This window comes from Bacillus sp. FSL E2-8900 (genome assembly GCF_037966225.1).
GTDB classification, from domain to species: Bacteria; Bacillota; Bacilli; order Bacillales; family Bacillaceae_G; genus Bacillus_A; species Bacillus_A cereus.
This window is the reverse complement of the sequence record NZ_CP150193.1, coordinates 2,505,814-2,525,625: the sequence shown is the minus strand read 5'-3', so window position 1 is coordinate 2,525,625 and position 19,812 is coordinate 2,505,814. Positions and strand designations below refer to the sequence as shown.

Here is a 19,812-nt window from a genome sequence, read left to right as displayed (position 1 = left end):
GAAAATCAAGGAATTTGCTCGATTTTCTTCTTATCATATACTATTTAAAAGTTTCATTATCTAAAATTACTACATAATCATTCGTTAATCGTCCAGCTTCTTTTGTATAACTAACAAGCCTTTGTATATTATCACAGCAAATTTTTGCTCCCCATACGAGTAACGGTACGCCAATAAAATCAATATGGAACCTTCTAGAAAACAGCCCACCGAAAGTCATCGGTAAAGGCACTGTTGGTGATGTATTAGAAAATATAATCTTTTCATGGCTTTGATAATGTTTTTGCAAGATTTCTCCTAAATGCTTCATCGCAGGTACAACAACTTTTGATGCGCCGCATCCAATCGTATATACAGGATGACCATGTTCATCGATTCCATGAAAAATAATTTTTCCCATATCTTCTGTTTTCAATTTATTAAAGTAATCTACATTCAAAATTTCTTCTTTCGTTAACTTACGATCCGTTGGTAGTTTATTTAAATGATACGCTGCAGCTAGTGAGGTAGTATGTGTTCCACCAAAATCTGTGTAAATGTATATCATATTATCATCCCTTGTTGTAAAAGTTCAATGTTAATTAGTATTACCGTTCTTAGCAATGTTAAACAAGGGATGTTATTTGTCCCATATGAATAATGGACTGGATTGTTACAAAGCACAACAAAGCCGAAATGAGGCAAATACGGTTTATTTTCACTTTTCGTTCTTTACTTTGCATCAAAACAATAATAAGAACAACAAGTAAAATATCCATTTAGAATCCTCCTATAAACTTGTTTATCTTTAAAGCTTATATTCTCCCCTTCTCATCAGCCTTAAGCATTATTTATAAAAATAAAAAGACGTACTTTTTACTCGTACGCCTTTAATAACTCGTTTAAACTCCTATTTATCAACTAATTCCATACCTTTAGAATTAGTTTTACCCAACACTCGAATGTTAAATTTATTAATGGCTTTTAAAAAGATATTATAAATACAATATCCAAAAATAGAACCTAGAACATTACAGATCACATCATCAATATCAGTAATACGTCCCACTCCACTAAATAACGACTCAATTAATTGTAGCAATTCAATACTAGCTGATATAGAAAATCCTAATAAAATTGTATTTTTGAATTTCTTATATTTATCCCATAGGATAGGTGCTAAAAATCCTAAAGGCATTAATAATAAAATATTCCCGCCTACATTTCTTACAATTAGACCAATCATAAATAGGGCATCTCCATCATAAGCACTACCAATTTGATTGATGTCTTTAATAATTGATGCAAATGGTATTATATTGACCGAGCGATTCAGATTTTCAATATTAGAAGGAAAACCGATTGGTAAAGGGAATAAAGTTACTGCAACAACCATACAAATGTAGACCACGAATAAAAAACTTACTAGTTCTTTCCACCAAATCACATATTTTTTATTTTTGGTACCAATTAATATTCCACGTACAATTAAATAACAAATAACCCCTAAAATAATAAACAAACTACCGTTGATCATATACAAATTGTTAACACATCCTTTCATATGAAGTAATAATTAAAATTTACAACTATATAGTAATGTTTTTTTATTTAAAAATCCATATATTTATATATAATTGTGCGGAATTACAAAAAAACCTTATTAAATGAATATAGGGTTCCTCGTTAACTAAAATATTTTTCAAAACAGAAACAAGCATGAACCCGTTTAAATTATTTTCGTATCTCTTCTTTTATATCCATATAATTAAAAAGCTCTTTCTATTTCTGTCATTAATTTTTCGGGTCCTGCCCCTTTATTCGATGGAATAACTAAAGTGATTCCTAATTCTGGATATATGGCCGAGCGAAAACTGACGCCTGGATCATATCCCATTACATGATATTTGAATACCTTGTTTTCTCGTGTTTCAATCCATATTCCATATCCGTAAGACTGTTTATCATTTACATGAATGTGGGGAGTTAAAAGTAACTTTGTATATTCCTTTCCTAAAATTTCATTATTAAATAGTGCCGCCCAAAATTTCAACATGTCTGGTGCAGTAACATATGCACCTCCATCAGCTCCTCCTTTTATTGGTATAGAGTAGACGTTTGTTCTCCAATTTTGGTTGGTTTCGTCCTTTATATATCCTAGAGCTGTATGTCTTGGTAATCTATCTAACGAAAAATAGCCAGAATCATTCATACCAATCGAATTAAAAATGTTTGTTTCTATATACTCCGTGAATTTAAGTCCCGTCTGTTCTTCTATTATTAATCCAAGTATAATAAAACCTGCGTTGTTGTAGTGAAACTTATTTCCAGGTGCAAACATCATATTATTGTTTTGAAATAATGGTAAAAAGTCTTTTACGCTCTTTAATAGATACATAGGTGTTTGTTTCCAAAGGTCTTCGAAGTTATCCATAATACTTTCATCAAAATAATCTGGTATACCAGCACTATGCGTTAGTAGTTGATGTATTGTAATATCTTCATCGAAGTTTGGAAATTTTATCTCTAGACAATCTTTTAATTTTGTATGAAAAGAAATAACACCTTTTTCAACAAGTTGACAGATGCCAATTGCAGTGAAGATTTTACATCCTGAGGCAATGCCAAATCTTGTTTGTATCGTATTGTTTATACATTCACTTTGGTTTGCGTAACCCAATGCTGTTTCATAGACTAAATCTTTTTCTTTTTTTACTAAAACTACTCCAGAGAAATCTATTTTCTTTTGTATTTCTTTTACAATTTTATCAATTTCATCTTTTGTTTTTATCACGACAACCACCCTTATCTTTCGGTATTGTTCTTTCCTCTTATTAATTTTTCCATATAAAGAGGAAAGAACCCTCTTATTAAATACGATAAATTGTTAATGAGAACACAAAGTTCATTTCGAAGTTATCCCGCTATTTATGAGCAGTAAGACCCCCATCTCAAAATTCAGTAGAAGCAAAGAAATGAGGTGGGGGCCCTGCTGCCCGTAAAAGCCCGATTGGTGAGGGCTAATAATCAGCGGAGGATGCCCCCCCTGATTAAAGTTTCACTTTATTGATTCAGTAGAATACAACTTAGATTGTGATGGGAATAAAGTAAACACACACAAGACGATAGTAATAAATAACATGATCAATGAACCTACAATAACTACAAGTTGTATAGAAATGAACTGAGTCGCAACACCAGATAATATTGTAATAAAGATTGTTACTAACGCAATAACAAGTCCATATATACTCCCGATCCGTCCCATTATATGAACGGGAACGTTATTTTGGTAAAATGTATAAAATCCTGTATTTGCATATGCCATAGAGAAAGATAAAATAAAGAATCCAATAGCAGCTATTAAAAATACATTTGAAAAAGCATAAATTATATAACCAATTGCGATGAATAATGATCCTATTCCAATTAGAAATGAAGGTGCTAATTTCTTTGATAAAATTGTATTTGTTATGGCACCTAAAATAAATCCTGCACCAGCTATACTAACTAGAAAACCGTATTCACTATCTGTTAGTAGTAATACCTCTTTCGCAAACGATAGTTCAAGTGAATCAGTAGCAGTTGCTAATACGAACATACTTTGAAATAAGAAATACACACATACGACATACACATGTTTTCTACTAAAATTTATAACAGTGTTCCAATCTTTTTTAATACTGTAAGTGATAATGTATTACTAGTTGTATCCGAATCTTCTTTCTTATCAAGATTCGGTAAAAGTAATGTAATGAATCCTGATAAGAGAAATGCTATAGCATTCATATATATAGCAAACTCTGGTGTACCTGCAATTAATAATCCCCCCGCTACTGCTGGTCCAATTAATGATGCACCAGATCCTATTAAAGTACGTAATGAGTTGAAACGTTGTCTTTGCTCTACTGGAATTAATTTCGTCATATACGTCATAGCAGTTGGCTCATAAATTGCACTGGCCATACTTATAAAGAATACGAATACATAAACAATCCAAAGTGACGGAAGTAAAGGTAAAATAGCGATAAATAACGCACGATATATATCGAGGTGAATCATTAATTTCCGTTTATTTAAACGATCAATCATACTCCCAGACCAAGCGTTTGTAAATAAAGTGGCTAATGGTTTTATTACATATAAAGTAGCAACAGCTAAGGCTGAGCCACCCATATTATAGACAAGTACATTCAGTGCTATTAAGTAAATCCATGCCCCTAAATTCGCAATACCAACTCCGGACAATAGTAATAAAGGATATTTCCAATCTTTAAGTAAATTTTTCATTTTTGGCCCCCGCTTTCAAAATTGTTTTACAACAATAAAAAATCCCACCCCCAAGACTTTTAATCTTAGGGACGAGATTTATCATCGCGGTGCCACCCTAGTTTGTTAATATGTCACCATACTAACCTTATCAGGTACTGCATTCTAATTCATGCTTATACCATAGCTCTATAACGGGAGCTCCCGTCACACCATCCCCTAATAATAGGTTCCGATGTGCTGCTCAGAGGCTTGGTTCAATAAAGAATTTTTACTCCTTTTCAGCTACATGGAGCTCTCTGTGAAAAATTCATTTTATTTACTCTTCTCTTCACTGCATTTATTTTTTCCATATTATCACATATAAATTTAACTGTAAATAAACAATAATCAGATATTTAATAACGTGTCACTGTTAGTTCTTTTATTTATTATTTTTTCTAAAAATTACGGTGCGTGAAATTACTCGCAACTCTAAAGAAAGAGCTATTTGCATATAGCTCTTTCCAAATGCCTGGATTAATTCGTATTCGCCTCTGTTAACGGTTGTAACGGCGGTTCTAATTCTAGTTCTAGTGTATCTCCTTCTTGTAAATCTTGTCCTTTTTCAATACTTTGACTCGTTACATAACCCGTACCAGAAGTTTTCAAATCTAATTTCAAAAGTTTAGAGAAATGCATAACATCACGCATGGACCACCCTTTTACATTTGGCATTTGTGCGTTATTCCCTAATAAAAATATACGATCACCTTCACTCATTACCTCGCCAGACTGTGGATATTGTTTTATTATTTTTCCTTCTCCTAAAATTACCGGCTGTAGCTTCTCTTTTTCTACACTTTTCTCTATTGTATCCATCGATTGATTTACATAATTTTGTACTTTTAATTGAGATTGTTTCGCTGCATCAGCTATTTGTTTTTCTGTATACGGTTTCACCTTTAAATATTCAAGGCTGTTTTTTATAACAGGTTTAAATATTTCAGCAAGAGGCTGAGCTCCATACTCATCTCCTTTTAACTTTGGCTGCTTAATAGCTAAGTATACGATTAACTCCGGATCGTCAATTGGAGCCATTCCTAAAAAGGAGAAAATGTAATTCTCTTTCCCTTCCATATATCGGCCATTTTCAGGATTCGGGATTTGTGCTGTTCCTGTCTTACCTCCAATTGGATAACCATCCACTTTATACATTGTACCAGTTCCTTTTGAAGATGTTATAACACGCTCCATTAAGCTTCTAACCTTGTCCGCTGTTTCTTTTTTTATCGGATTCCCAATTTCTTTCGGTTGATTTTCCATAATAACTTCTTTGTTTGTTGGATTTACAACTTTATCAACGATATATGGTTGCATCATTTTCCCGTCATTTGCTATAGCAGTAGCCGCTTGGATTAATTGAATCGGAGTTACTGTAGAACCTTGACCGAAAGAAGTTGTAACCTGTTGAATTTGTGTATTTAATAATAAAGTATTTTTCCTTTCTCCAGGTAAATCTATCCCTGTTTTTTGATTGAATCCAAATTTATTCATATATTGCTTAAATTTATTTGGTTTCAGTAACTGATCTTCTAAAATAGAAAAAGCTACGTTTGATGACCTTTCAAATCCTTCATCAAATGTAATTGATCCCCATCCAAATCCACCATTATGGTCTTTTATATCAGATGAACCAACGGAATATTTTCCAGATTGAAAATATTCTTTTCCGTTATATACACCTTCATTAATGGCAGCTGCTAACGTAAAAACTTTCATAGTTGAACCTGGTTCATATGCATTTGCAATCGGGTCATTTAAAAAGTATTCGATATCACCTACATTAGGATTGTAACTAGGTTTACTAGACATCGCTAAAACCTTTCCTGTTTTTGGATCAGCAATAATGCCAATTAACATAGAAGGATCATAATGTTCTTGCGCTTTGTTCATCGCTTCTTCTAAAAAACTATTAATTTGTTTATCAAGCGTTAAATATACGTTATTCCCATTTTTAGCAGGTTCTACTTTACCTATATCATTTGTAAGCGGAATTCCCCTTCGTGTACCCACATATTCTATATTTCCGTTTGTAGAGTGCAAATATTTATCCAAACTCTTTTCAAGCCCAAACTTCCCTTCCGTATTCCCTTTATCATCTGGTCTAGCAAAACCAAGTATATAGGATGCAAAGTCTTCATTCGGATACACTCTTGCTTTTTCCGACATAAAAGATACACCTGGTATTTTTAAATCATTAATTTTTTCCTTCTTTTCCCTAGATAAGTTCCGACCAATTTTCCCAATTTCAACTTGCGTACGCCCTTCATGAAAGTTTTTTAATACTTCTTCTTTATCAATTTCAAGCGCATCGGCTAATTGTTGTGCGGTTTCATCTTTATTTTTCACTTTATCTTTTCCTTTTAAATTCACAACAACTCGATACGTTGTAGAATCTTGTACTAACACCTTTCCGGTTTGATCATAGATAGTGCCACGATTCGCTTCTAAAACACCTTTTTTATTATGTTGTTCATTCGCGAGATCCTTTACATTCACATTATGCACGACTCCTACTGCCTGAATATAGAATATACGCAAAATCATAATAAGAAACAAAACAATAAAAGCAATCATCATATATCGAGCGCCTTTATTCGTTTGGAGTTTTTGCATACTTATCTCCTCTCTTTTGGAATGGATTCGTACGAAGATCCGTTTTAAAATTTGTAGTTTTTGTTTACGATACTATATGTTTCGAAGTTTTCTTTTTAATTCCTTTAAAACAATGCAAAACTAACTGTTGTTATTTTGTGTTATTATTTTATATATTTAAAATACGGTGCGTGAAATTTCAGAATATTAATTAGTACAACTTGATTACAGAGCACTCTAAACTCTTTTCGTATTTCCTATAAAAAAATTCCCCTCTGGATGTCCAAAGGGGAACTTTTTATAGGAAAATTATGCGATATGGTTATATTTCGCTAAGAAAGGAATTCGTCTCGCTACTAATGCATACATTTTGAATACAAGTTTCGCTATTGGTTCAAACATACGTGTACTTTGCATTACTAAAGCACTCGTAATAAGTGTTAAGAATGCTGCACCAAGTATATCTAAAGGATAATGAACACCTACGTACATACGTGATATACCGACTAGTACTGCCCATAATAGCGCGATATATTTCAGTTTTTCTCCTCTAAGAATAAATACGAAGGCGATTGAAAATACAAGTACAGAATGATCACTAACGAATGATGAATCTGCTGCATGTGGTACTAATTGATGTACATCATGTGATACGAACGGACGCGGATGGTAATATACCGCGTGTATAAGAACATTTACTACTAATGCAATAATAACCGAAAGCGTCGTATATAAAACTGTATATTGTTTTCTAATTGCCTTTTCTTTCTTTCCATTATTAAACCATAAGATAAACATAAATAGAACGGCTACGTATGCAGCGCTATTTGTAATAGCAATCATTAACGTATCTAATAGTTTGGATGAATCAGCAAAATTATTAAACCACTGAAATACTGTGTAATTCATTAAACTCTCTCCTTACATACAAGTGTTCTTGATTTACACAGTATACAATACCATTATGAAAATAGGCTTAAACTTTTTTCATCTAATTCTCATTTTACTATTACTCATGTGACAATTATTAAACAAATTTTATACGCTATTTATGTATAAAGCCGGTAAGCCTTTATAATAAGGCGGTTCGTATTTTTTTCATATTTGAAATACATAACATGTTCATTTAAATATACTAATTGCAAAATCATATTTTTTAATTCATTTGAAGTACAATATTTCCAAATTGTTCTCCATGTTCCATACGGCTAAGTGCTCGAATTGCCTCTTCTAACGAGTAAACTTTATCAATAATTGGTTTAATTTGATGTTTTTCTATAAACTTTATCATCTCATTAAATTCCTCACGGCTACCCATGGATGTTCCCATAATATCAATTTGATTGTAAAATAGCGCGCGTAATGGTAATTCAATTTTATCTCCTGAGCTTGCACCAAAATTCACGATTGTTCCGTTTGGTTTTAATACATCAAAATATTTCAAAAAAGTTGCTGGACCTATACTATCTATTATTAAATCTACTTTTTCACCTTGTAAGCTCTCTTCCCAATTTCCAGAACTATGAAAAGAAATATCTGCACCATATTTTGCAGCAAGTTTCCTTTTATTCTCTACCCTTGAAGTAACACTCACTTTAGCGCCAATTGCTTTCGCGAATAACATGGCAAATGTAGCAACACCACCGCCTATTCCCGGAATTAAAACGTGTTCACCGCACTTCAATCTCCCTTTTGTAAAAAGCGCTCTATATGCAGTTAATGCAGATAAAGATAAAACACCTGATTCTTCCCAAGTAAGATATGACGGCTTTTCTACTACATTTTCAGCTGGTACAATTACATATTCAGCAAACGTTCCATCTTTCGGCCCACCTAGTACTTCCGGTAACTCCGGTACTTCAGTAGCATGTTCCCATCCAATACTAGGATTAATAATAACTTCTGTATGTAGTGTAATATTTGAAACTCCTTCTCCTATTTCTGTAACAATTCCTGAGCCATCTGAACCTATTACTAATGGTAGATCCATTTCTTTTCTATTGTTTATAATAAATAAATCCCTATGATTCAACCCTGCAGCTTTTAACTTTATTTTCACTTCACCTGCATTAGGACTTATCTCAGGTGAAAATTTATATTCTAACCCCTCTAATCCTTTTTCATATTGATGTACAATAGCTTTCATTGCTTAATTCCCCCTTAATATTTCCAATGTACTAGAAATATCAAAATAAATAAAATAGTTTGCCTCCAATAATTAGAAATTATATATTTTGTTATGAAAAAAAACCTCTCCCTATAAAAAGTATAGGAAGAGGTTTCAAAACTAGTTAGATAAGAATCTATAAATTTATTGAATTCTAGCCAATTCTAATATTTTTCGAATAAACGGCGCTTTTGCCTTTGTATATGAAACACGATCAAAAGCATATGTAATAGCAAGCCTCTCTTTTAATTCTCTATATTCTTTACGTGCCCATTCATGGCTTATTAGAAAGTCACGAAATAAAATATTGTTTCTCCACTCATCACTATTATAAATATAAATATGCAAATGATGAGTACCCGCTCTCCATTTTCCCTTTCTAAAAAAACGCCAATTCGTTGCATCTTTTGGAACATACTCATATCCAATTTCCGATAGAACTGCAATCCACTTTTCAGTTATTTGCAATTCTGTTACGCCAATCATCATATCAATAAGAGGTTTAGCTCCTAATCCTTCTACTGCTGTGCTTCCTATATGTTCAACAGCAATTATTTCTTGTCCTAACAAGGAACAGAATTTCTCTTTTTCTTTTATATACTCTTCAACCCATTCTTTTTGATACGGTTTAATAACAATTTGTTGATCCATTGTATTCACCTCTCTATAAATATTTATCATTATATTTATAAAATTTTATATTATTAGCATAGGATTTCCATAAAATATGTCGAATAGTGGAATGTACAACTTAATTATATTAAATGTGAGGTAATCTATGAAAGATAATTCCGTGGAAATTCAGTTAAATAACGTAACATTCCAATTAAAAGAATATCATAATTTTGATTGGCTTATTAAATTAGGGACCGTATTTGCAGTTTTTGACCAACAAGATTCAGGTAATATAAGTTTTGGTGTAGAAAAAGATGGGCATAAGAAATTTATCAAATACGCAGGAGCACAAACAATTGCATATGAAGGAACAACGGGTGATGCTATTGAAAGGCTAAAAAATTCAGTTACTATCTATGAAGATTTAAAGCATAAATCGCTCATAAGATTAATTGATCATTTTCCAGTTCAATCTGGATATGTATTAATTTTCGATTGGTTTGATGGTGAGTGTCTTCATTCGCATTGGCGTTTCCCATCTCCTGAAAAATATAAAAATCCAAACTCACCATTTTATAAATTTAGACATTTATCTGCTATAGAACGAATTCATTCCTTACATTCCATTTTTTCTTTCCATACTTATATAGAAAAGAAAAACTATGTAGCATTAGATTTTTATGACGGTAGTATTTTATATAATTTTAATACAAACGAGACTAAAATTTGTGATATAGATTTATACAGTAAGAAACCTTACATAAATAAAATGGGTCGGCTATGGGGTTCCTCCCGTTTTATGTCACCAGAGGAATTTGAACTAAACGCAACAATTGATGAAAGAACAAATGTATTTAATATGGGAGCAATGGCTTTCTCACTTTTAGGCGGTGAAAAAGATCGTTCCTTTATAAAATGGGAAGCAAGTAAGGAATTATATGAGGTAGCGTATCGTGCTGTAAGTGACAATCGAGCAGAACGGTATGCATCAGTTATAGAATTCTACGAAGCGTGGTTAAAAGCAGCTAACGCAGAAAAGATATAACCCTAAATTATTAAAAGAAATATAGAGTTTATACTATACTTGTTTTGTTTTCTTTGCTATTGCAAACTTCAAAAAAGCTGCAAGTAGGAGGAGGAGCGGTATGCCCTGAATAAAGAGAAATCCTCCAAAAAAATCAAGCTTAGTACTATATGGAGAGTCTGTTGCCATCACACCTATAAATAAAGCCATTGGACTTGTGAGTAGATTTATCCCTAAACAGATCATTATCAATGATAGATTTTTAGCCTTAATTTTTGATGAACCAGACAAAAAAATAAGAATATCGCAGTACCAAATATAAGAAACAGTTTTACATAAAAACTTACCATAATATCCCTCCATGAATCTAATTGTACCATTAGCAAGGACAAACTTGATTAAATAGGATATTTATGTAAGTCAGATATAGTGTCTCTTTATCAGTGGCAAGAAAAAAGTGGATCCCTACTCTCTCACAAGGAATCCACTCTTTCTATTTCTACAACTCTATTTTTATACGTTCCTCTTCTTGTCCTTACGCGAACTGCCATCACTAGATCATTAACATAATTATCTTTAGCGGAAGTTAAAGGTTTTTATTTTTGTCCTCTAGTTTTCTAGCCGGACTATATTCTATTTTCAAGCCCATTTCTATCCCCCATGAATAAAACTCAACGTTCTGTTTATACTACAACTACATCTAGAGACACATCACTGTTTAGAGCGGCTAAGTTTTGTTAGCTGCTCTTTTGTGTTTTACACAAATAAAATCAATAACTCAGCTTATTAATATCTATGTAGCTAGATTATTACCTCTGTATCGAGCAGTTAGGCTGGGCTAACTGCTCTTTTATTTATGGTAAAATGAAACTTTTTAACATAATTACTTTTGTATAACATTTCCAATCTCGCTTACACTATAACTATAACTTTAAGTTACACATCTATTACTTATAGGGCCTAATTTTCTTTTGTGTAACAATTGGTTAACTCATAAAGTTAACCAATTTGTTGTGTTAAATATTTTTTATTTCTCAATACTTAATACCTGGAATTAATTCTCATTTATTGGTACTAAACTATTGACATTGATTTTCCTCATATGCAATTTTTGAAAAGGCCTTTTCTCTCACATCAAGCTCTTTTATTTATTAAAAAAAGATTATTTTATATAGATTACTATAAGCATCCATAAAGCCAAAGCACCAATGATAGCGAGTATTATACGTGTAGATAGTATCCTTACTTCAAAGTCTGTTTTTTTGGAAGGTTCAGGATATGCAATTATGTAAATTCCCTTTAATAATGCAAACCATGCAATAACCGTTAGGAATCCCTTCCAGTTGAATACCCATACATTATGTAGAATTACAGTACCTAATCCTAGGAAAATCGATAGAAAACCATACATAATACCAAACCCTCTGTCTTCAACCACTAATTTTTTCAAGTCACGTAGCACCGATGGACGGACGAAAAGTATTCCCGATACGATAACCGTCATCCATCCCCAGAACAGCCCTAAAAAAGTACTAGTTTCCATTATTATTTCACTCCCCTCAATTATATTTATATTTCAGATATTCCTTCCTTTAGAACAATTCCAGCACTTTTATGTGTAGGTTAAAGTCTGCTCTTTTTTAATACAAACATTCCGTATTCAATGCCCATACTTAATCACACCATTTCTCTACAAAATGAAATTTTTATTAATCTTCCTCATCTCCGTAACAGTTATATAATTCCTAGCATTCTTCCGACTTGCTATTCTACTTTGATCCACTGGTCTTGTATAAAAACGAACTGTCGCAGGAAGTACGCCCATATAATTAGCGCATTTCTGTATAGTTCCGATACATAACAATGATTCACGTTTATAAACGACGTACTCCTTTAAGTTCATTTCTAAGTCCCCTTTTCTAATAAAATAGCGTTTTTGTTTAGTTTCACTCTAAAAGTAAAATTTTCATTTTTTCATTCAATCAAGTTCATAAAATATTCTTTTCCCCCTATAAAATAATGATTAGGTGTCCCACGCGCATTTTATCCACTGGAAATAATACCTTTCACGTACTTACGTATTAGAGACTTCATTTCTGCTTCTTCTGCAATAGCAATTTTGTTCACTTTTTTGATACATTTATGAAACATTCACATGTTATCTTCAATATGTTCTATTCTTTTTGAAAAACCATGTGAGAATACCAAACTAAGAAGCCCTAGAGCCCTAACTCTAGGGCTTCTTGTTTTTAAATAAGGATTTTGCTAAAAAACTGCACATTTATTAAGAACATACATAAAATATAATGTGGTATTCTTTTTCAATATTAATATTTATCCGAGAGCGCCTTGAATGGCGCTCTTTAATTTCCAAATAACATTTTCATGTAATTACGAGAGCGGATTTTATTATGATGTACAAGCACTACTTCACTTTATTAAATAGACTATATAAATATCTAAAAGAAGGGAGCTTTTAATTCATATGGCTGATTACTTCTATAAAGATGGTAAAAAATATTATAAAAACCAATCGCATTCCAACAATCAAAAAAACAACTGTTTTATTGAAACTCATACGATAGCTGGTTCTGCAGAAAATGCAAATGGAAATATACCTGTGTCTGTTTTCCTTGAAACCACCGCTCCACAAACTGTATTTGAGGATTTTACAAACAATCATAATAAAACATTAATTCAGTTATTCGTTGTTGGTATGAGTGCACCCGTTCAAGTAACTATTCTAACAAGAAGATCTAGCGTACCAATTACTACTATATTACAACCTGTTCAAACAAAAATATTTCAAGTTGAAGATTTTCAAAGTCTTACTTTTACAAAGCAGGAAGGTTCTACTAGTGTAGTTAGTTTATTTGTTCAAAAAACATTTTGTATATGCTGTAATGATAATAACGATTTATGTAATGAATATTACCAAGAATGTAATTGATAGATTAAATCACCAGAAGAATCCTTTATATAAAGGGTTCTTTTCCTTTCACTCCCCTCATTTCCCCATTTTTTATTAAAATAACTATTTTATTATGTTTCCTAACTTACAGTAATGTCCTTAAAAAACATTCATATATATTTATCAGATGCACTTTTAAATCCCAGAGTATCAAATGCTTTTAAAAGTTAACTGACCAACAATATTCAACTTCTCTTTAAAAATAACTTAGATACAAAAAAGCTACGTTTTATATAGGATAAAAAATTATCTTACGCAAAGGAGCTTGATTATTTGTGAATTACCAAAATGATAATAACCCTAACATTCACAAACCTTGCACTTGTCCATCCCCCACGGCTAACAGTTTAAATGTTGTTCAAACTACCCCATCAATAGTCTCTGTAAATTCTGCGATTCCACTAGATACCGTGGTAAATTCTAATGGTATGGCAATCTCATTCACACCACCAACAACTGTTTTACTTGAAGGTGGAAGAACCTATTTGGCAATCTATGAAGTGCAAGTTATCATTCAACCAGGAGGTAATTCGGCAGGTATCACTATGTATCTTAATAATAATCCAATCATTGGCTCTGGTACTTCTCTGGGATATACTGCAGGATTCACTTCTGTATCAGCACCCGCTATTTTCACTACACCTTTAGGTATAACAAGTACTCTTACTGTTAATGTAGGACCATATTCTAATACATTAAATACATTGGGCTTAACTCTTGCTGTTGTAGCATTAACATAATAAAATGTAAAACTCTCTAAAATGATTTTATTTATCCCTTAACTGTCTATTGGGCTAGCCTCTAAGAACTCCACATAACTACATATAGAAAAAGAACATTATTTGGTTCCATAGTACTAGGTGACTCGGCTAGCACAATTGCTGAGTCACCTATTTATCTATAATAAAATAAAGCTTTTGTTTAATTTATTACTTGTTCTTTTTTATGCATTATTCTATTACAATCCATTTTCATGTTATAATTACCAACAGTACATATTTTAATAGGCACAACAAATTCCTATTATTTCTAAATGGATTAACAAATAAAAATACGTGTAAAAGAATTCAGTGTTTTACTGAATTCTTTTTATGGATCTTTCAAAATCTTTTACATCTTCCTTCATTCCTTCTTTTTAATAAACTTCAAATTTTATTACAATAACGCTTTTTTAAAATACAATCGCTTGCCTATAAACTTTGTAACCTTCATTTTCTTTCCTATGATTACAACATCCTCCTAACAACCAAGTATTGGTTATATATCCCATATGAACACCTCTATTTTATTGGCATATACTTTGAAGGAAAAAACATTTCACATTAAACATATACCTACAAACTCAGTTGCTAATAATTTACCAAAAATTACTTAATATTCAATTTTTAAAAGGAGGTATTTATGAGATATAATCGAAAATCAAATTCCAAAAATACGTGTGATAAATTTCAGCAACCCTGTTTTATTTCTATATCCCCTTGTGATCAAAGTAATTGCTGTACACCTGTTTTTTTCTCGAATGCTCAACAACAAGAATTATTGCAAATAATAAATCAATTAAATCAAGCCATCCTTTCTTTTTTCACAACACCAAATCCAACAACTATACAAATACTCCAATCAGCATTACAGGCATTAAATGATTTATTAATAGCAGTACAACCAAATACACCAAATAGAAATTTAGTTATAAGAACTATAAATCAATTAATTAATTCTTTACCTACCGCATCTCTCACTCAAATCTCAGCATTATTCCAATTTCTATTCCAAAGCTTGTCTTCACTTATAAGTTGTTCAAATATATTGGACCCCTTATTACAGCAAACATTCAACTTAATTTTACAAGGAATCTTAAATAGTTCGCTATTAAGTAACATCGGAACACCGGGGCCGACTGGAGCCACTGGACCTAGAGGATTTCCTGGACCTAGAGGCGCTCAGGGTTCTCAAGGTGTGCAAGGAATTCAGGGGCCTGAAGGACCAGAAGGACCTGAAGGACCTCAAGGTGTGCCAGGGATTCAGGGACCGGAAGGGCCTGAAGGGACTCAAGGACCTCAAGGTGTACAAGGAATTCAGGGGCCTGAAGGACCTGAAGGACCGGAAGGACCTCAAGGTGTACAAGGGATTCAAGGACCACCTGGACCACCTGGGCCTACTGGTTCAGGGACCGGAATGGGAATTCCTGGACCACCGGGACCTACTGGGCCTCAGGGTATCCAAGGGATTCAAGGACCGGAAGGACCGGAAGGGCCCACTGGACCTCAGGGTGTACAAGGAATTCAAGGACCGGAAGGACCGGAAGGAGCCACTGGACTTCAGGGTGTGCCAGGAATTCAAGGGCCGGAAGGACCACCAGGAGCCACTGGACCTCAAGGTGTGCAAGGAATCCAAGGGCCGGAAGGACCACCGGGACCTACCGGAGATTGTGATTGTCCACCGGGACCTACTGGACCGACCGGACCTACTGGGCCAACCGGACCTGCATGTAATTTCCTAGTATATGCTACAAATGCAGGACTCATAGATGACCCTACAAATGATACAGTATCTGTAATTAACACCGGAACAAATATAGTAGTTGATACAATTACTGTAGGTAATGCACCACTTGAAGTAACGGTTTCACCAAATGGAGCTCGTGCCTATGTTACTAATATTTTTTCTGATACCGTTTCCGTTATTGATACTGCTACGAATACTGTTATCGCTACCATTCCCGTTGGAACTGATCCAATCGGTGTAGCTGTTTCTCCAGATAACACAACTGTTTATGTTGGAAATCATGGTAATAATACTGTTTCTGTTATTAATGCAGCTACCAATGCAGTTATCACTACCATTCCTGTTGGCCTCGCTCCACAAGGAATCACTGTTTCACCAAATGGGACCTTTGCATATGTTGCAAACGAATTAAGCAACACAATTTCTGTTATTAATACTGCTACCAATGCAGTTATCGCTACCATTCCTGTCGGTATTCGTCCTAGAATAATCGTCTTCACACTAGATGGTACTCGTGCTTATGTCACAAATCAAAACAGCAATACTGTTTCTGTTATTAACACCGCTACCAATGCAGTTATTAATACAATTAACGTAGGTACCGAACCTGTTGGTATAGATATTACACCGGGTGGAAATCTTATTTACGTTGTAAATAAAGTTAGCAATAATGTATCTGTAATAAATGTGGCGACAAATACTGTGATTGATACAATTTCTGTTGGTTTATCCCCTGATCAAGTAACTATCATACCTGATGGCACTCGAGCATATGTTACAAATCAAGCTAGTAATACTGTTTCCGTTATTGATATTGCTACGAATACTGTTATCACTAATGTCCCAGTAGGTGTCGCTCCAACCGGAATAGCTACTGGAACTATTTGTGAATAAAATAAAGAAGTGAAAGCCACAGATAGTTTTTATTAAAATTGATAGTATGTGATATTCTTTCTTTAACTACGTTCAAACAACCAGGATAAACCTTTATATTCTGTTAATATTCTTTTCTGTTTTGTCTTACAGAACCTGCCGAGCCGCTAGCTGTTGTTAGCTGCTCTCTTTCTATAAAACCCAAATTAAATACCAATAATTTTACTGAAATTGATTTTTTTGGAATCACATGATAATATTTACCTATAAAATCATTACCCTTATACAAAGAGCTATGAGCCTTTCCACTCATGACTCTTTTTTTACGATTTTCACTTCACATCTACGCGATTTTGACTAGCTTCTCGACTAAATCCGTCTGGGTATCTTTCTAAAAATAATCATTTTATCTTTTCAGTAAACTTAGTATCTACATGATCAACCTTACCGTTTATCTAAACCGCGACTTGCTCATCAAATCCGCTCATTGGTGGATTGACTACTGTTACATTTTCGTCCTAAACTATTAAAAGTTTGTTGCTACTAACATCAATTTCTACTTTTTTCATATGTCCATCTACCTTTTACTACCACATGTACTCAACAACATCAGTTTTAAAAGCCACTTCCCAAATAAACTCTTACTGGAATTACTACACGACCTAGCTCGTCCACTTTTCTTGAAACACCTGTTTTTTCATACCTTACTTTCCTTTAGTATTTTTATATTTATTTAGAATCTCATGCAAACGTTTCTTATTACCAATCAGTTCTGCTTATCAAGATTTAGATTTAATTAATTGTAATAAATCAGGTGGGGGGTTATGCAGAAATGCTTTCAGGGAAAAGTTTTATAAGGAAATAAAAAATGCAGCAGTGAAAAAATTAAAACTCGTAATTTAAGACATCCACACGCAACTATACTATTGAAACAAGGAGTTAATCCTAAAATTATCAGTGAGAGATTAGGTCATACAGACATTTCATTAACTCTTAGGATTTATTCTCATGTTTTACCGAACATGCAGGAAGAAGGAGTAAAAAATTTTAGTAAAAGTATCTTTGGATAGCTAACGTTTGAGAAATGTTTGCATTTTATAACAAAAAGCCAAACTAATCTTGTATTAACAAGGTTTATTCACCTTAACATATGTTATTATGTATAATACATATGTTAAGTAAATTCAGAATAACGAGGCAAATATTATGGACTTTGTTTATATTAATCAAAACGTATTAAATAATCTTCTATACATTTTATGTAGTATATTTGTTTTTTATTTCATATATGATAGCCGGCACTATTTAAAGAAATATAAAATACTACTGATTACCCTTTGTTCTAGTATCCCGCTTATTTTATGTATGCGATACCCTATCTATATAGATGAAAGTTGTATTCATGATTTAAGACAAATTCCGGTCATAATAGGTACGCTTTATGGTGGATTCCCTGTCGGTATCATATTGTTTACAATTTTATTAATTACGAGATTTTTATTTTATGGCTTTAACATGCTGACAGTTGTTGTTTACGGAATAATGTTCATCGTTACAGCACTCGCATCTTCAAAATTTAATACATATAATAGAAAACTTAAAGTAGCTTTTTCCATGTTTTTAACCTTTTTCCTAGCAATATTTACAACTTTAATTGTATTAACCTTATCAGATTTTGAAGTGAATAATTTGTATATTATTTATTTCATGGTATTACCGACTACTTTAATGTTATTTATTGTTTATATAAATGAAGTTATTAAAGATGCTGTATTAATGCGCTCAAAATTAATTAAAATGGAAAAAATGGAGATTGTTAGCCAACTCGCTGCAAGTATATCGCACGAAGTAAGGAATCCCTTAACGGTTGTAAAAGGATTTACACAGCTTTTAAAAACACAAAATTTAACTACTGAATCAAGAGACGAATATATTAAACATATACTTGAAGAGTTAAATCGTGCCCAAGAAATTATCGATGATTACTTAACGTTTGCCAAACCTGCTCCAGAAAAACTAGATCAAATTTCAGTAAAACAAGAGTTAAATCGAGTTATTAATATGATATTGCCATTGTGTAATATGAATACGATACATATTACACAGGATTTTTCTGAGGCAACCATTGTTGGTAATAAACAGCACTTTCAACAATGTTTTTTAAACTTAATCAAAAACAGTATTGAAGCAATGCCTAATGGTGGTACCTTAAATATTTCCTCATCTATCAATAATAGTAAAGTTGAAATACGAATTGAAGATAGCGGAGTTGGAATGTCACAGGAGCAAATACATCGATTCGGTGAACCGTATTTTAGTACAAAAACAAAAGGAACCGGTTTAGGTACAATGGTTGCTGTTAAGATTATTGAGACGATGCATGGAAGTTTAAAAATCCGAAGTATCGTTAGTAAAGGAACGACTTTAACGATTACGTTCCCGAAATATAATAAGAATACGCATTTAGACAAATAAAAAAGGAGCATAGTTGCTCCTTTTTTATTTGTTTCGATACATAAGTATCTTCAATGTTTTTTTAGTTTACATTTGTGAAGACTAATTAAAAATTAGTATCCTCCGCCCCAGCAGCTGCATCCTACAATTATTAATAGAATGAATAACACAACTAGTAAAGCGAAACCTCCACCAAAACCACAAGAACCACCGTAACTCATATTTTCTCCTCCTTTTGGTTTGAAAACTAATAGGTAGTTGATCATTTTAACTGGTTCGTATTATACATTATGTATATATCCCTTTTTTGAGCATGTC

The 19,812-nt window shown here is 32.8% G+C and carries 15 protein-coding genes, 5 pseudogenes and 1 other annotated feature; of the genes and pseudogenes, 6 read left to right on the top strand and 14 right to left on the bottom strand.

What is annotated here, in order from left to right:
* Positions 1–40: 40 nt before the first annotated feature.
* The 9 genes and pseudogenes from NST90_RS12885 to NST90_RS12845 form a co-directional block, all read right to left on the bottom strand.
* Positions 41–547 carry a DUF3189 family protein gene (locus NST90_RS12885; protein WP_000639421.1) on the bottom strand — a complete coding sequence of 169 codons (507 nt, stop codon included), beginning with the start codon at positions 545–547 and terminating at the stop codon, positions 41–43.
* A 2-nt stretch (positions 548–549) separates the two neighbouring features.
* Positions 550–758: pseudogene (locus NST90_RS12880) on the bottom strand (DUF1453 domain-containing protein); the annotation flags it as partial.
* A 131-nt stretch (positions 759–889) separates the two neighbouring features.
* Complete coding sequence (locus NST90_RS12875) at positions 890–1,522, bottom strand: VanZ family protein (RefSeq protein ID WP_000281844.1); 633 nt, start codon at positions 1,520–1,522, stop codon at positions 890–892.
* A 225-nt stretch (positions 1,523–1,747) separates the two neighbouring features.
* Positions 1,748–2,773 (bottom strand): serine hydrolase, encoded by a 1,026-nt coding sequence (locus tag NST90_RS12870; RefSeq protein WP_006929662.1) that lies wholly within the window; start codon positions 2,771–2,773, stop codon positions 1,748–1,750.
* A gap of 264 nt (positions 2,774–3,037) precedes the next feature.
* Positions 3,038–4,269, bottom strand: a pseudogene (locus NST90_RS12865) (MFS transporter).
* A 64-nt stretch (positions 4,270–4,333) separates the two neighbouring features.
* Positions 4,334–4,592, bottom strand: a binding site (T-box leader).
* Positions 4,593–4,767: 175 nt separating this feature from the next.
* Positions 4,768–6,906 (bottom strand): penicillin-binding protein, encoded by a 2,139-nt coding sequence (locus tag NST90_RS12860; RefSeq protein ID WP_001170943.1) that lies wholly within the window; start codon positions 6,904–6,906, stop codon positions 4,768–4,770.
* Positions 6,907–7,194: 288 nt separating this feature from the next.
* Complete coding sequence (locus tag NST90_RS12855; protein ID WP_001110128.1) at positions 7,195–7,794, bottom strand: undecaprenyl-diphosphatase; 600 nt, start codon at positions 7,792–7,794, stop codon at positions 7,195–7,197.
* A 247-nt stretch (positions 7,795–8,041) separates the two neighbouring features.
* Complete coding sequence (locus NST90_RS12850; RefSeq protein ID WP_016122591.1) at positions 8,042–9,031, bottom strand: zinc-binding dehydrogenase; 990 nt, start codon at positions 9,029–9,031, stop codon at positions 8,042–8,044.
* A gap of 165 nt (positions 9,032–9,196) precedes the next feature.
* Positions 9,197–9,703 carry a GrpB family protein gene (locus NST90_RS12845; protein ID WP_044306488.1) on the bottom strand — a complete coding sequence of 169 codons (507 nt, stop codon included), beginning with the start codon at positions 9,701–9,703 and terminating at the stop codon, positions 9,197–9,199.
* Between the two features lie 127 nt (positions 9,704–9,830).
* Here NST90_RS12845 and NST90_RS12840 point away from each other — a divergent pair, with 127 nt between their 5' ends.
* Positions 9,831–10,712, top strand: a complete 882-nt coding sequence (locus NST90_RS12840) for a protein kinase (protein ID WP_000654539.1) — start codon at positions 9,831–9,833, stop codon at positions 10,710–10,712.
* Positions 10,713–10,745: 33 nt separating this feature from the next.
* On the opposite strand, the pseudogene NST90_RS12835 reads toward NST90_RS12840, so the two are convergent.
* The 3 genes and pseudogenes from NST90_RS12835 to NST90_RS12825 all read right to left on the bottom strand — a co-directional run bounded on the left by NST90_RS12835 (position 10,746) and on the right by NST90_RS12825 (position 12,594).
* A pseudogene (locus NST90_RS12835) lies at positions 10,746–11,041 on the bottom strand (hypothetical protein).
* An 812-nt stretch (positions 11,042–11,853) separates the two neighbouring features.
* Positions 11,854–12,234 carry a hypothetical protein gene (locus NST90_RS12830; RefSeq protein WP_046392766.1) on the bottom strand — a complete coding sequence of 127 codons (381 nt, stop codon included), beginning with the start codon at positions 12,232–12,234 and terminating at the stop codon, positions 11,854–11,856.
* A 147-nt stretch (positions 12,235–12,381) separates the two neighbouring features.
* Positions 12,382–12,594 (bottom strand): hypothetical protein, encoded by a 213-nt coding sequence (locus NST90_RS12825; RefSeq protein ID WP_046392765.1) that lies wholly within the window; start codon positions 12,592–12,594, stop codon positions 12,382–12,384.
* 582 nt (positions 12,595–13,176) lie between these two features.
* On the opposite strand from NST90_RS12825, the gene NST90_RS12820 reads away from it, so the two are divergent.
* The 3 genes from NST90_RS12820 (at position 13,177) to NST90_RS12810 (ending at position 17,061) form a co-directional block, all read left to right on the top strand.
* Complete coding sequence (locus NST90_RS12820; protein ID WP_046392764.1) at positions 13,177–13,641, top strand: hypothetical protein; 465 nt, start codon at positions 13,177–13,179, stop codon at positions 13,639–13,641.
* Between the two features lie 296 nt (positions 13,642–13,937).
* Positions 13,938–14,402, top strand: a complete 465-nt coding sequence (locus NST90_RS12815) for a hypothetical protein (protein ID WP_046392763.1) — start codon at positions 13,938–13,940, stop codon at positions 14,400–14,402.
* Positions 14,403–15,063: 661 nt separating this feature from the next.
* Positions 15,064–17,061, top strand: a complete 1,998-nt coding sequence (locus NST90_RS12810) for a beta-propeller fold lactonase family protein (RefSeq protein WP_063264114.1) — start codon at positions 15,064–15,066, stop codon at positions 17,059–17,061.
* Between the two features lie 434 nt (positions 17,062–17,495).
* Here the strand turns inward: NST90_RS12810 and NST90_RS12805 are convergent.
* Positions 17,496–17,609 (bottom strand): annotated as a pseudogene (locus NST90_RS12805) (DUF3954 domain-containing protein).
* 202 nt (positions 17,610–17,811) lie between these two features.
* Between NST90_RS12805 and NST90_RS12800 the strand changes: the two are divergent.
* Positions 17,812–18,110, top strand: a pseudogene (locus NST90_RS12800) (tyrosine-type recombinase/integrase); the annotation flags it as partial.
* A gap of 136 nt (positions 18,111–18,246) precedes the next feature.
* Positions 18,247–19,515, top strand: a complete 1,269-nt coding sequence (locus tag NST90_RS12795) for a LytS/YhcK type 5TM receptor domain-containing protein (RefSeq protein ID WP_046392761.1) — start codon at positions 18,247–18,249, stop codon at positions 19,513–19,515.
* A 92-nt stretch (positions 19,516–19,607) separates the two neighbouring features.
* On the opposite strand, the gene NST90_RS12790 is transcribed toward NST90_RS12795, so the two are convergent.
* Positions 19,608–19,715: a YjcZ family sporulation protein gene (locus NST90_RS12790; protein WP_000120182.1), complete on the bottom strand. Its 108-nt coding sequence runs from the start codon at positions 19,713–19,715 to the stop codon at positions 19,608–19,610.
* Positions 19,716–19,812: the final 97 nt, after the last annotated feature.

Excerpts from the sequence above, each read along its gene's own strand:
- NST90_RS12885 (WP_000639421.1), bottom strand. The coding sequence starts at position 547 with ATGATATACATTTACACAGATTTTGGTGGAACACATACTACCTCACTA.
- NST90_RS12860 (WP_001170943.1), bottom strand. The coding sequence starts at position 6,906 with ATGCAAAAACTCCAAACGAATAAAGGCGCTCGATATATGATGATTGCT.
- NST90_RS12855 (WP_001110128.1), bottom strand. The coding sequence starts at position 7,794 with ATGAATTACACAGTATTTCAGTGGTTTAATAATTTTGCTGATTCATCC.
- NST90_RS12850 (WP_016122591.1), bottom strand. The coding sequence starts at position 9,031 with ATGAAAGCTATTGTACATCAATATGAAAAAGGATTAGAGGGGTTAGAA.
- NST90_RS12845 (WP_044306488.1), bottom strand. The coding sequence starts at position 9,703 with ATGGATCAACAAATTGTTATTAAACCGTATCAAAAAGAATGGGTTGAA.
- NST90_RS12840 (WP_000654539.1), top strand. The coding sequence starts at position 9,831 with ATGAAAGATAATTCCGTGGAAATTCAGTTAAATAACGTAACATTCCAA.
- NST90_RS12830 (WP_046392766.1), bottom strand. The coding sequence starts at position 12,234 with ATGGAAACTAGTACTTTTTTAGGGCTGTTCTGGGGATGGATGACGGTT.
- NST90_RS12825 (WP_046392765.1), bottom strand. The coding sequence starts at position 12,594 with ATGAACTTAAAGGAGTACGTCGTTTATAAACGTGAATCATTGTTATGT.
- NST90_RS12820 (WP_046392764.1), top strand. The coding sequence starts at position 13,177 with ATGGCTGATTACTTCTATAAAGATGGTAAAAAATATTATAAAAACCAA.
- NST90_RS12810 (WP_063264114.1), top strand. The coding sequence starts at position 15,064 with ATGAGATATAATCGAAAATCAAATTCCAAAAATACGTGTGATAAATTT.
- NST90_RS12795 (WP_046392761.1), top strand. The coding sequence starts at position 18,247 with ATGGACTTTGTTTATATTAATCAAAACGTATTAAATAATCTTCTATAC.
- NST90_RS12790 (WP_000120182.1), bottom strand. The coding sequence starts at position 19,715 with ATGAGTTACGGTGGTTCTTGTGGTTTTGGTGGAGGTTTCGCTTTACTA.